Origin of the sequence: Halorarius litoreus (assembly GCF_024362405.1) — an archaeon.
Classification (GTDB): domain Archaea; phylum Halobacteriota; class Halobacteria; order Halobacteriales; family Haloarculaceae; genus Halorarius; species Halorarius litoreus.
Genome location: NZ_CP101454.1, coordinates 3,167,386 through 3,180,326 on the forward strand (window position 1 = coordinate 3,167,386; position 12,941 = coordinate 3,180,326).

Consider the following 12,941-nt stretch of genomic DNA (forward strand, 5'->3'; position numbering starts at 1 on the left):
TTCGGCCCCGGACGGAGTCACCTCGGTGGCGGTGTGTCGAGCGCGATGGCCGGCTGCCGGTAGTCTATTCGAACCGATAGCCTGTGCGCCGATATCGTGGGTCCAGCGCGCCGACTGACGAGCGAATCACCGGGACCGCCCACCCGTTGCATCGACCGAGAGTTCCGACCGACGTATTATCTCTGTTCTCGCGGAATCGTACGGTGAGTCGTTCAGTTTCACTTTCACCGTGCACTAGGCCGGGCTTAACAACCCACGCAGGAGCACCCGCAGGTATGAGTGCCGGCATCGACACCGTGCGAACCGACGAGCCAACCGACCGAGCGACCACCGAGCAGAACGCACCGGACGAGGACTCCCCCGACCGGAAAGCCCTCGAGGTCTCCGACCTCCCGCCCGAACGGGTGACGGCGTACGCCCGTGCGACTGCCGACGAGGGGCACCCCGAACTCTACTTCGAACGGAAGGGCGGGCGCACGTACCTCGTCGCCCGGTAACCCCTCCGCGTCCCGTCGTTGGCCAGTGCCCATGGCTTGCCGGACGCCCAGCGCTTTTGCCACACTCGACCGACGACCCGGACATGACGTTCCTCGTCTACGGCGCGTACGGCTACACCGGTGAACTCGTCGCTCGCGAAGCCGTCGCCCGCGATCTCGACCCCGTGCTCGGTGGTCGCCGTCCTGCCCCGCTCGACGACCTCGCGTCGGAACTCGACTGCGACCGCCGTGCGTTCGACGTCGCGGACGCGACCGCGAACCTCGGCGACGTCGATTGCGTGCTCAACTGTGCCGGCCCGTTCGTCGAAACCGCTGCGCCCATGGTCGACGCCTGTCTCGCCACCGGGACGGACTATCTCGACGTGACCGGCGAGATCGAGGTGTTCGAGGCGCTCGCGGCTCGTGACGACGAGGCGTCGGCCGCCGACGTAACGCTCCTTCCCGGCGTGGGGTTCGACGTCGTCCCCACCGACTGTCTCGCCGCCCACCTCGCGGAGCGACTTCCGGAGGCGACGCACCTTCGACTGGGGTTCGACGCGCTCGGCTCCGTCTCGCCGGGGACAGCAGCTACGGCCGTCGACTCGCTGGGTGAGGGCGGTGCGGTCCGCCGTAACGGCCGCATCGAGTCGGTCCCGTCGGCGTGGAAGTCGCGCCGCATCGACTTCGGTACCGGTGCCCGGACAGCCGTGACGATTCCCTGGGGCGACGTCTCGACCGCCTACTACACGACGGGCATCGGCAACATCGGGGTGTACGTCGGGATGCCCCCCGGCGTGGTCACCGCGCTCCGCGCCTCCCGACCACTCGAACCGCTGCTGTCGCTCCCGCTCGTGAAGCGCCCGCTCCAGTCGCTCGTTCGCCTCACCGCGTCCGGCCCGGATGAGCGCGAACGCGAACGCACCGACTGCCGGGTCTGGGGCGAGGCGCGGGTCGTCTCCGAGCAGGGCATCGAGCGCCGCGCCGTCTCGCGGCTGCGCACCCCGAACACCTACGCGCTCACCGTCGACTCGGCGCTCGCCGCCGTCGACCGCACGCTCGACGGGCAGGCGCCTGCGGGGTTCACCACGCCGGCGGGGGCGTTCGGCGCCGACTTCGTCTTCGACGTCGAGGGCTGTGACGACTTCGCGGACGACCCGATCACGCCGTGAGCGTGCCCGACCGAGTGCGGCCGGGCGCGGTCGGACTGCTGGCGCTCGGGAGCCTCGGCTACGCCGTGATGACGCTCTCGTGGTTCTCGTTGCCGGCGTACCTGCCGACCATCACGGCCGACCTCGGGCTCACGGAGACTCAGGCCGGGGCGCTGGCGGGTGCGGTTCCACTCACGTACGTCCCGGTCGCACTGGTCTCCGGCCTCCTCGTCGACCGACTGGGCCACCGGCGAACGCTCGGCGGCGGACTCGTGTTCATCGGATTCGCTCACCTCGGGCGGTCGTACGCGGAGGGGTTCCTGCCGATGCTCGCGCTCACCGTACTCCTGGGAGTCGGCGGCACCGGCGTCACCTTCGGCCTCCCGAAACTCGTCGCCGGGCTGTTTCCCTCGTCGCGAGTCGGCGTCGCCTCGACGGTCTACCTCCTCGGGTCGTACGCGGGGACGGCCGCCGCGTTCAGCCTCGCGCGCCCCGTCGTCGGGCCGATGCTCGGTGGCTGGCGACCACTCTTTCGACTCACTGGCCTTGCGGTTCTCGGGGTCGCACTCCTCTGGGCCCTCGCGGCCGTGATGCTTGCCCGCGGGGAGTCCGCCACCGGTGGGACCGACTCACCAGTCGCCGCGCTCCGTGAGGTGTTCGCGTCGCAGCCGATGCGACTGCTGGTCGTCGTCGGCTTCGTCTACCTGCTCGTCGCCCACGGCCTGCAGGGGATGCTCCCGACGGTCCTCGACGCGCGTGGCGTCACCCCGGCCGCGGCCGCTCGCATCACCACGCTGCTCGTCGTCGCACAGGTCGTCGGTGTGCTTGCCATCCCTGCGGCCTCGGACGCGGTCGGTCACCGCCGGGCCGCACTCGTCGGCAGCGTTGCCCTGTGTACCCTTGGCGTCGCCACGCTCACAGCAGGTGTCGCGACGCTCCTTCCAGTCCTGCTCGTGGGGCTCGGTCTCGGCGGCATTTCTCCGCTGATCCGCGCACTCCCGGCAGAAATCGAGGGCATCGGCGCGGAACGGACGGGCGTGGCGGTCGGTATGGTGTTCGCCGTCGGCGAGATCGGTGGCTTCCTCGGTCCGTTCGCAATCGGCGCGCTCGGTGACCTCACGGGCTCCTTTACCCCTGGGTTGGCGCTGCTCGGCGTCGGCACCCTCGCGGCGCTCGCCGCCGGCGCCGCCCTCGACGTTTAGTCCAGCCGCTCGGAAGTGTCGCGGTGCTCGTTCGCCAACTGCACGTAGGTGTCACCGGCGTACGCCCACGGCGACTCCTCGAGTGTCTTCTTCACCTCGGCTGGGGTCCCCGCCACGAGCGTCTTCGGCGGAACCTCGGTGCCTTCGGTGACGAGCGAGTTCGCCCCGACCATCGCTCGCTCGCCGACCACCGAGTGGTCCAGAACCGTCGCGGCCATCCCGACGAGCGCGCGCTCTTCGACCTCGGCGTGGTGGACGATGGCGTTGTGTCCGACCGTGGCGTACGGCCCGATGCGCGCCCCTTCGTGGAGCACTGCCCCGTCCTGAACGTTCGACCCTGCTTCGAGAACGATGGCGCCGTGATCCCCACGGAGCACGACGTTCGGCCACACGGACGCGTCTTCGCCGATCTCGACCTCGCCGATGACGACGGCCGTCGGATCCACGTACGCGCTCTCGTGGACCTCGGGTTCCATGCCGTCGAACGAACGGAGTACCATGTGCCGACCTGCCGCCGTCGCGGTATAAACGCCACGCTCACCGACGCACACTCACTACTCACTCTCTACTCGACCTCCGTTCCCCACTCACCCCCCGTTCACTGACCGTGCGAGTGCCCCACGACGACGGCGAACGCGTGGAGGGCGAGCAGGTGAGCCGCGAACGCCGCGTCGACGACGCCCGTGAGAAACAGCGGAATGTACGTCGCGGGGAGCGCGACGCTAGCCCAGAACCCGAGCGCGGCGACGGGTGCGACTGCCAGCGACAGCAACTCGGTGCGTCGTGGCGACGACACCTCACCCTGGACGACGGTATCGACCACACTATCGAGGAGTCCCCGGTGCATGGGTTCTAGTGACCGATTCCGACACAAGAAGCTACGCCGAACTGCGACCCAATTCTCTCCCGAGGCAGGCGCCAGCGGGTCGCGTCAGTAGTCGATGTCGCCCGTCACGGCATCGAGCCCCACGACGAGCGCGGCACCGACGAGCGCGGCGACGACGACCAGTCCGAGGACGTCCGGCGTCCACGCCTCGACGTTGCCGACGATGCGTCGCCCCGGCGCCCGGAGCGCGCCGATCATCAGCGCGACGAGGAACGTGAGCGTCGCCTTCCGATAGTGGGCGAGCGCGTACTTGACGACGTGGGCGACGGTGAGCAGTCCGACGACCGCCCCGACACCGAACGTGCCCACGACGGCCAGACTGTCGACGAGTGGCGCGGTGTTCCCGCCCAGCGCGGCCTGCACGTCCGACGAGAGCCCACCCGCGACACCAGTCATGAACTCGTACTGTCCCAGGAGCAGGAGGATGAACGACCCTGAGATGCCGGGGAGAATCATCGCCGAGATGGCGACCGCGCCGGCGCCGAGCAGCACCGGAAGCGTACTCGGCAGCGCACCCTCGGCGACCCCGGAGACGAGGAACGCGAGTGTGAACCCGACGACGCCCGCCGCGATTCGGCCGAGCGAGTCGACGGACACCTCGTCACGGAGGACCACCGCGCTCGCCGCGATGAGGCCGAAGAAGAACGCGTACGTCGGCACCGGGAACTCGGTGACGGCGACGTGCATCAGGCCCGAGACGAGCAGCAGCGACGTGACGATGCCTCCACCCAGTGCGAGGAGGAACGGCACGTCCATGTCGAGGAGGTCACGCGAGAGCGCCGCCCGCCCCTCGCGAGTGTGGAGTCGCGGGACGTGTTCGAGCACGCGCGGGTCGAGCGCCGTGATGGCGCCGATGAGTCGCTCGTAGACACCGACGATGAGTGCGATGGTGCCTCCGGAGACGCCGGGCACGGCGTCGGCAGCGCCCATGAACGTCCCCTTCAGGTAGATGGCGAGATACCCCTGCGCGCTCGGGGCCTCGTCGGTCCGGGCACGTTCGGTCTCGGTCATCTATCGGGCACGTGCCGCGTAGCTCGGTGCGATGAGCGAGGAACTCGTGTTGCCGTCGGACGTTGAGGAGTCACCCGAGGTGTCGGTGGAGTTCGTCGAGTCCGAGGTGTTCGTGGCGTTCGAGTCCTGCGAGGCGAGCGTCTGCTCCTCCAGCGTCACCTGGATGGTCGTCTCGTTCTCGCCGATGACGTTGCCCTCCGCGACCTCGGTGGTGGCGCTGTGGCGTATGAGGTCACCCTCGCTGGTGACCGTCGGCGAGGTCGTGAACTGGTAGGCGGAGTCCGCACGCACGCTCACGTTCGTGTAGCCCTTCTGCGTCCCCCACTGGTCGTACCCGGTCGTCGAGTAGGGGAGCGTCATCGTGAACTCGCCGTCAGGCCCGGTCTGGGCCTGCTGTCGGTAGACGAACGTCTGGTTCGTGTTCGGCATCCGCATCTGGACGCTCGCGGTCACGGTCGTGTTCGCCGGGCCCTGCCCCTCGACCGTGGCGCCGGGGACGCGCTCGAACGTCTTCACCCACGGATACCGCTGGCCGAGCGCCTGCGGCGGCGAGACGGTCTCGCTCGCGTGGACGAGTCGGTAGTGTTCGAGCGCCTCCAGTTCCTGCGAGGGGACGCCCGGCAGTCCCCCGATCTGGGCAGTGCCGTCCTGTTCGACGAACGCCTGGGCGGCACTCATGTTCTGGAACTGCTTGACGAGGCGGCCGTCCTCCGGCGCGAGGAGGAACGTCCGACCCTCGACGGTCCGGGTATCGTAGTCGATGACCTGCACCTGCCCGAAGTCGCTCGGGGAGACGGCACTTCCGTGGAACTGGTAGAGGCGGACGCGAAGGCTCTCGTAGGAGCGCGGCGCGTGGACCGTCCCGATGGGCTGGCCGTTCTGCGGGTTGTAGATGGTCCGCGCGATGTCGTTGTCGAGCCGGTCGTCGGTGTCCGAGAGGTTGTACCGCGTCTCGAACACCGTCGGTGCGGTGAACTTCCGCGTGCCCGCGACGCCGAGCTGGTAGTCGACGACGACGTAGCGACTCTCACCGTCCTCGAACGTCATCACGTCGTCGGCCGTCTCCTCGTCCGGCGCGAGCAGCGCGTTCGCCGCAGTCTGCGCGTTCTGCTGGAACGGGTTGGCGTTCGGAATGCGCTCACCGAGGACCGTGATCCAGTGACCGTAGTCCCACCACGCCATCACGCCGTAGGTCCCCTCGCCGTAGTCGAAGTCGTCGGTCCGCTTGTACGTCCCGTAGTATTCGAGCGACTGTTCGCCTCCGGTTCCGTACGCGCCCTCGACGGGCGTGTTCTCCTGCATCCAGTCAAGGCTGCTCGTCCACGCGGTGACCTCACCGGGGTTGGAACTCCGCTGGGCCACGTTCGGCGCGGTCTGTGCCCCGACCGTGAGCGGCGCGGCGACGAGCAGGAGGACGGCGAGCACCGCCATCACCTGATATGCCTTGATGTCCTCGAGGGACTCGACGGCCTCGCCGATGTCCACGAGATCGAATACGACCACGGCGAGATAGCCGTTGAGCGCGGCGACGGGGATGGCGAGGTAGTAGTCGAACCGGCGCTGCGTGAGCGTCGCCAGCAGCAGGAACACCGCGAGCACGAGCAGGAACAGGTGGTCTGCCCGCCCCTCGTCGGCGATGAGGAACTTGTAGAGCATGAACGCGAACCCACCGAGTGCGGTGTAGATGGCGAGGCCGTACGAGGCGCCGAGGAAGCCGGCGACGCTGCCGAGCGGGATGGGCTGTGCTTCGGCGACGGTCCGGCTCTGGGCCGTGGCGTCGTAGCCGAAGATACGGAGCACCTGGTTGACCATGTACCCGAAGAAGTCGGGCGTGGCGAGGGCGAGGACTGCTGCCCCCACCACTGCGATGCCGAGGACGGCGAGCGGGTAGTAGGTGGCTGGAATCCCGCGGTCGTCCCAGACACGGGCGAGGGCGGCGAGGAACGCACACCCAGCGGCGAGTCCGAACGCGAGCATCGGCTGGAGTAGCGAGAGTCCAGTCGCCGTGAACTCCATGGTGTCGATGGTCACGAGCGTCAGTACACCGGAGACCACCCCGATGGTGATGCCCGGGACAGCGAGATGGTCCGGGCTGACGCCGCGGAACTGGTTAACCGACATCGCAATCGCGAAGAACACACCCAGGACCCCGAGGAAGAACACGCCCGGCGGCCACGTCCAGAGGTAGAAGGTGACGAACAGGCCGGCGAGCGCACCCCACAGCACGGGGTGCTGGAGGGCATCCCAATCGCGGGCGACGACGAGTTCGTACGCGGGTTTCTCCTTGGCAGCCACGGTCACTGCGGTGGCGACGCCGAACGCCGAGAGCGCGAGGAAGAGCGCCTCGGCGATGTGGTGGTCGGAGAAGCCGACGACGCCACGGGTGAGGAACTGGCCAGTCGAGAGCGCCAGGAGGAGGACGGCAACCAGCCCACCGTTGCGGTCGGAGACCCGCTTCGTGAGGAAGTAGGCGGGAACGAGCGCGAGCGCGCCGAACACCGCTGGGGCGAACAGGTGGGTCATCGCGATCTGGTGCTCAGTCGGCGACCCGAGGCCGACGATGAGCGCAGCGGTTGCGATGAGCTGGTCGTACAGCGTGCCGAACTGCCCGGAGCTGGTTCCGGTCGGGTAGCCCGACCAGGGGTCGAACGGGAGAACGAACGGCCAGTTCTTGACCGAGTAGGTGACGGTTCGGAGGTGGTACCAGGCGTCGTTCCCGGAGAACAGTACGGTATCACCACGCACGAAGTTCTGCCAGCCGCGGGTGCGAACCCACAGCGAGAACGCTACTGCGAGGAACAGCAGGGGGACGTGATAGTACCCGCGAACGAGGTCGAGGACCGACTTGTCCTCGAACTCCGCGGAGAACTGCTCGGTGAGGCCACTCATTATCCGAGAGTGCCGCAAAAGTCGCATAAGCCTTGTCATATAGTCAGGGCCAGAAGAACGAAAAGGCAAAACCTAACCGGGCGCGACAGCAGGTCATGAAGGTCTCCGTCGTCCTCTGTACCTACTCACTCGACCGGTACGAGGAGTTCTCTGAGGCAGCCGACAGCATCCTCGACCAGACCCACGACGACGTGGAACTCGTCGTGGTCGTCGACGGGACGGAGGAAGTGTACGACCGGGTGCTCGCGGACTACGGCGACCACGAGGACACGGTCATCCACTGCAACGACCGGAATCGCGGGCTCTCGCACAGCCGGAACGTTGGTGCGGAACTCGCGTCCGGCGACGTGGTTGCGTTCCTCGACGACGACGCCGTCGCCGCTCCGGACTGGGCCGAGAAAATCGTCAGCGGCTACGAGCGGTACGACGCGCTCGCAGTCGGGGGGAAGATGGTCCCCGACTGGCTCGCCGGCGAACCATCGTACCTCCCCGCGGAGTTCTACTTCCTCATCGGTGTCACCTACCGCGGGTTTCGCGAGGATGAGGGCTACGTCCGCAACACGTTCAGCTCGAACCTCTCGTTCCGTCGGGGGCCGTTCCTCGAACTCGAGGGGTTCAAGACGCACATGGGGAAACGCGGCGAGAACAACCTCCAGGGTGGCGAGACCGAACTGTGTGTCCGCCTCGAACGGGAGTACGGCGAGCGCGTTCTCTACATCCCGGACGCCGAAATCGAACACAAGATCTACGACTATCGGACCGGGCGACGGTGGCTCCTCGAACGGGCGTTCTGGCAGGGCTACTCGAAGCGTCGGATGGAGGAGATGGACTCGGAGGGAACGGAGACGGAACGGGCGTTCGTCGGGAAGCTGTTCTCGACGTTCATTCCGGACCGCATCGCCGAACTCGTCCGGGAACCGACCGCCGAGCGAGCCGGCCGGCTGGTGATGTTGCTGGTGCTGACCGGTGCAACAGGTATCGGATACGGCTACGCCCTTGCGAAGAGTCTCTTGGAGTAGTCAGTCTCGGACGTTCAACTGCGGTACCGTCGCCACGCCTTCTGCACGTCGTGCATCCCGGGACCGACGTTGAGGAGCATCTCCGAGAGCGGTGCGAACGAGCCGTCGAACGCCAGTTCGGGTTGGTGGCGGTGAAGTCGGACTGTCTCTCGGAGGCTGGCGGCCACCCGTCCGAGTTCCGTCGTCGCGTTCTCGACGACGACGTTCCCTCGATTCTCGGGGAGCGACCCACGGTATCGCTCCAGCATCGCCTCCGTCTCCCTGCTGACCGCGCTGGTCGCGCTCATGTCGTCCGTCTTCTGGGCCTCGTGGCGCCTAAATCCGGCAAACACATCCCGCACGTGGTGGACATCGAACTCCGCCGAGATGCGGAGCCAGAACTCGTAGTCCATGCAGAACTGCAGCGACGTGTCGAGCTGGTGTTCCTTCACGACTTCCGCCCGGAAGAACGTCGCCGGCTGTCCGATGAGAATTCGGTATGCAAGTTTCGACCGGTCGAACTCGGGGCGAACGTCGATCTCCGTGACGCGAGAGCGGCCGTCGACGTACGCCAGGTCGCCGTAGATGACGTCCGCACCGGTGCGTTCGAACGCTTCGACGACGCGGTCGAACACCCGCGTGTCGAAGTAGACGTCGTCGGAGTTGAGCCAGCCGACGATTTCCCCCGACGCCCGCTCGAACCCCTCGTTGATGGCGGCGGACTGGCCGTCGTCAGCCTCCGAGCGCCACGTCACGTCGTAGTCGACGCGGTCGGCGTACGACTCGGTGACGTCGGCCGAGCCGTCGTCGGAACCACCATCGAGGACGAGGTGTTCCACGTCGTCGTACCGTTGTCGTTCGACCGAGTCGAGGTTGTCGCGGAGGTACTCGACCTGGTTGTACGAGGGGGTGACGACGGAGAGCCGAGGGGGTGCCATCAGGGCTCCGTTCGAACACGACCGCTAATGCGCTTTCGACTCGCTATTACGACGGTGGGTCCACGTGCTGTGGTTCGAGTCTGATCGAGACTGTCGAAGGTTGTCAGACGGTGGCATCGCCAACGACCGCCGTCAGGACGTAGACGCCGAGTTCCTCGGCCTCGACACCCCGATCGACGACCTCGTACCCCCGTGCTTCGATAAGGTCTCTGACCTGAGGTTCGGGCGCGTCGAGGAACCCGTGTGTCTCGACGACAATCGCTCGTGCGTCGACAGAGTCCTCGAGGATGTCGAGTTCTGCACCTTCACAGTCCAGCACGAGCACGTCACAGTCCGGCAAGTCAGTCACCGGAACCGTCGTCGCGCCCCCCGTCGTCCCCTGCACGTCGATGTTGGAACCGACGATTCCGTGTCGGATGGTCACAACGTCGTCTACCCGGTTCAGTTCCAGGGTTTCACGGGCTCGCTCCGCCCGCTCCCGCCCACCTTCGAAGGCGACCACACTTCCCGACGTCCCGCACTGGTGAGCCGCGACGACGCTCGAGACCCCGAGCCCGCCGCCGACGATGACGACGTCGTCACCGGGAGCGACCTGGTCGCGGATCCCTCGCAAGAGAGGCCCTTCGTAGGCCGGGAACTCATCGGTCTGGTCGAGCAGTCGGACGTTTCGGACGGGGACGCCGTTGTACACGGCGACCTTTCGCGGCAAGCGTTCACGGAGAAACTGATTGTACAGTCGCTTGACAACCCCTTTCATTCGCGTACGGCCACCCACCTCTCGACCCCGTATAACTCTGTCCACCTGAGTCCTCAGCAGATGTCCGCGTAGAGGTCGCGGTACTGTTCGGCGACGGTCTCCATCGCGTACGAACGGACGGCTTTCGTCCGGGCGGCCTCAGACAGTCGGTCGCGACGCCCCTCGTCGGCGAGTACCCACTCGATGCCCTCGGCCAACGACGACGGGTCGTATGGCGTCGCGAGATAGCCGTTCTCCCGGTGGTCGACGATGTCGCTAGGGCCCGTCGCGTCGAACGCGACGACGGGCGTCCCACAGGCCAACGCCTCGGAGGCGGTCTGTCCGAACCCCTCGTACCGCGAGGGCACGACCATCACGTCCGCCGCAGCGTACAACAGGGCGAGACTCTGGTCGTCGTTCAGGTAGCCGGTGTACCGCGTCTCGAACCCCGTGCCGAGCGGTTCCTCGGGCGCCGAGGTGCCGAAGACGACCTGCACGATGTCCTCGCCCGCCCCGTTGTCGGTGAGTTCGGTGAGGGCCTCGCGGAGGAGGTCCGCACCCTTTCGGGGGTCGTCGGGTGCCGCTGCGCCGAACAGGACGACACGTGCATCGGCCGGGAGGTCGAAGAGGTCACGGCCGACGGCCGAGTCGCGAGGTTTGTACACCTCCGTGTCGAGCGCGTTGGGGATGACCTCGACGCGACGGTTACCGAACAGCGAACTCTCCCGGGCACGCTCGGCGATCCAGTTGCTCGGCCCCACGACCGTGATGTCGGCGTCTTCCCAGGCCCGGTGCTTGCGCCACCACGTCCACCGTGAGAGGTCCCGCGAGGTGCTGCTGTCGAGCTTCGGACACGCCCCGCAGGCATCCTGATAGCGCTCACAGCCGTCTGCGTAGTGACAGCCTCCCGTGAACGCCCACATGTCCGGGAGTCGCCAGACGATCGGGCAGTGGATGGTCCCGAGACTCGTCGGACTGAAGAACCCCTCACCGACCCAGTTGAGGTGGACGACGTCCGGCTCCAGGGCGTCGAGCTGTCGCCGGAAGTCGTCCGGCAGCCAGTTCACGGAGAAGTCGTCGTTCGCACCCCCGTACAGCCGAAGCGGGAGCGAGTCGGTGACGACGCGTCCCATCGAGTAGATCCGACGGAGGGTGCCGTCGGGGCCAGTGACGCCGGGCTCGTCGCCACGCTGTATCTGCACCAGCATCCGGGAGTCGACGCCGATGCGGCGCAGCCCCCGGTGGATACGTGTGGTGGCGGTGCCCGCCCCGCCGAAGTCGTACGTGTTGCAGAGGACTGGTCTCATCGTTGGGCGTTCGGCTCGTGGGATGGCCCTGTCGCGGAGGCCTGTGGGGCTCGCATTGTCTCTGGTGGTGCCACTCTCTGATGGCATTAATTCATTTCGCACACGGTTCGCGCGCTATGGCTCAACGCTAGCCTCGACAGCGTCGACGGCCGCTTCGAGTTCGTCCAGCTCGACGACGAGGTCCCCACTCCGGGACTCGCAGACGAGACACGCGTACTCGTGGCCGAGTCCCGTCGCCATCTCGTAGTACGGCGGTACGATGTAGTCGTCGCCGAACAGTTCGAGGATGCCGGCCTCGTCGGCGTAGACGAGCTCCGTCAACCCCGCACCGTGGGTCCCGACGACGACCTCCGCACGAGCGAACAGCTGCTTCTGCTCGCGGAAGCTCAGCTCGGTCAGGACGACGGTCTCGTAGCCCCGACTCGTGAGCGCCGCCTCCACCTCCGCCCAGTTCACGATACGGCGCGTGTCGGCGTCCTCCTCCCTGGAGACGAGCAGTTTCGTCGGTGACCGGCCCGCAGGGATGTCCACGTTCGCGAGTACCTGGTCACGAACCCACTCCAGTCCCGAGATATCCCTGATGTAATCGTCGGACGTACTGCTCCAACACCGTCTGATCGACGGGAGCACCAGCCGATTCACACGGACGCGCTCCTGTGACCACTCCCGGTAGTCGTCACCGTAGCCGAGCAGTTCCAGCGACTCGGGGATGAACGCCGGCGGGTTCTGGGGGACGAGAAGGGTAGGGCGCTCCCCAGTCTGTTCCGTGTAGTGTTCGACCCCCTGTAGCTGCGCGAGCCACTCCTCGGTCCAGTGGCTGTAGTTGCTCGCCCACCGATGTATCAGTGGGACGGCGAGTTCCAGTTCCAGAACGTCGGACGACTGCTCTCGCCCACCGAACGGCCAGGTGCCGTCGCCGAGGGCGTCCACGAAGTCGTACGCCAGCTCCATCGACGGGCCGTGTTCGTCTCGGTCGGTCGGCTCTCGCCAGAAGTCGAACACGATGTACTCGCCGTCCTCGGTAAGTTTGAAGCCCTGTCGACCGTGAACCTCGACGTTCGGAACTTCTAGAACGAACGGTTGATGGCAGTCGTGCCGGCCGATAAGACGGGCGATCTCGTCGGGAAGGTGGTTGTAGTACACCGGCGCGGAGAACTCGAACGACGGAGGGGTGCCGAACGCCCACTTCCTGACGCCGTCGCGAGTCGACAGCTCCCGGTAGGTGACGATGCGGTCGGCAAAGCGGGTCGCCAGCAGCTCGCGTACGCTCTGTTTTACCCCACTGGGGAGGTGCCCTTCCAGAGCGGCTCTGACTGAGTCCGGAAGCGTGCCTGGCATCTGTCTCTGATG

The 12,941-nt window shown here is 66.9% G+C and carries 12 protein-coding genes; 4 read left to right on the forward strand and 8 right to left on the reverse strand.

From position 1 onward, the window contains the following. The first annotated feature begins 275 nt into the window (after positions 1-275). The 3 genes from NL126_RS16755 to NL126_RS16765 all read left to right on the forward strand — a co-directional run bounded on the left by NL126_RS16755 (position 276) and on the right by NL126_RS16765 (position 2,826). Positions 276-497: a hypothetical protein gene (locus tag NL126_RS16755; RefSeq protein ID WP_255196028.1), complete on the forward strand. Its 222-nt coding sequence runs from the start codon at positions 276-278 to the stop codon at positions 495-497. 83 nt (positions 498-580) lie between these two features. Further along, on the forward strand, positions 581-1,645 hold the full coding sequence (locus NL126_RS16760; RefSeq protein ID WP_255196029.1) for a saccharopine dehydrogenase family protein: 1,065 nt from the start codon (positions 581-583) through the stop codon (positions 1,643-1,645). Next, positions 1,642-2,826, forward strand: coding sequence for an MFS transporter (locus tag NL126_RS16765; RefSeq protein WP_255196030.1), 1,185 nt, complete (start codon positions 1,642-1,644; stop codon positions 2,824-2,826). Before NL126_RS16760 ends, NL126_RS16765 begins: the two co-directional genes overlap by 4 nt. Here NL126_RS16765 and NL126_RS16770 read toward each other — a convergent pair. From NL126_RS16770 to NL126_RS16785, 4 genes are all read right to left on the reverse strand, one after another. Then, positions 2,823-3,326, reverse strand: coding sequence for a gamma carbonic anhydrase family protein (locus NL126_RS16770; RefSeq protein WP_255196031.1), 504 nt, complete (start codon positions 3,324-3,326; stop codon positions 2,823-2,825). The two genes, NL126_RS16765 and NL126_RS16770, sit on opposite strands and share 4 nt — an antisense overlap. A 98-nt stretch (positions 3,327-3,424) precedes the next feature. Next, positions 3,425-3,673, reverse strand: coding sequence for a DUF8028 family protein (locus NL126_RS16775; RefSeq protein WP_255196032.1), 249 nt, complete (start codon positions 3,671-3,673; stop codon positions 3,425-3,427). A gap of 84 nt (positions 3,674-3,757) precedes the next feature. Beyond that, positions 3,758-4,723, reverse strand: a complete 966-nt coding sequence (locus NL126_RS16780; RefSeq protein ID WP_255196033.1) for a DUF368 domain-containing protein — start codon at positions 4,721-4,723, stop codon at positions 3,758-3,760. Beyond that, the gene (locus NL126_RS16785; protein ID WP_255196034.1) at positions 4,724-7,612 is read right to left on the reverse strand and encodes an oligosaccharyl transferase, archaeosortase A system-associated; all 2,889 of its coding nucleotides are present in this window, start codon (positions 7,610-7,612) and stop codon (positions 4,724-4,726) included. 95 nt (positions 7,613-7,707) lie between these two features. On the opposite strand from NL126_RS16785, the gene aglG reads away from it, so the two are divergent. Then, entirely contained in the window at positions 7,708-8,631 is a 924-nt protein-coding gene (gene aglG, locus NL126_RS16790; RefSeq protein ID WP_255196035.1) for a glucosyl-dolichyl phosphate glucuronosyltransferase, read from the forward strand. Positions 8,632-8,645: 14 nt separating this feature from the next. Here aglG and NL126_RS16795 read toward each other — a convergent pair whose 3' ends face one another. The 4 genes from NL126_RS16795 to NL126_RS16810 all read right to left on the reverse strand — a co-directional run bounded on the left by NL126_RS16795 (position 8,646) and on the right by NL126_RS16810 (position 12,929). Beyond that, positions 8,646-9,548, reverse strand: a complete 903-nt coding sequence (locus NL126_RS16795) for a glycosyltransferase family 2 protein (RefSeq protein ID WP_255196036.1) — start codon at positions 9,546-9,548, stop codon at positions 8,646-8,648. A gap of 103 nt (positions 9,549-9,651) precedes the next feature. Next, the gene (locus NL126_RS16800) at positions 9,652-10,305 is read right to left on the reverse strand and encodes an FkbM family methyltransferase (protein WP_255196037.1); all 654 of its coding nucleotides are present in this window, start codon (positions 10,303-10,305) and stop codon (positions 9,652-9,654) included. Between the two features lie 53 nt (positions 10,306-10,358). Further along, positions 10,359-11,591: a glycosyltransferase family 4 protein gene (locus tag NL126_RS16805; RefSeq protein ID WP_255196038.1), complete on the reverse strand. Its 1,233-nt coding sequence runs from the start codon at positions 11,589-11,591 to the stop codon at positions 10,359-10,361. A gap of 114 nt (positions 11,592-11,705) precedes the next feature. Then, the gene (locus tag NL126_RS16810; RefSeq protein WP_255196039.1) at positions 11,706-12,929 is read right to left on the reverse strand and encodes a glycosyltransferase family 61 protein; all 1,224 of its coding nucleotides are present in this window, start codon (positions 12,927-12,929) and stop codon (positions 11,706-11,708) included. Positions 12,930-12,941 lie beyond the last annotated feature (12 nt).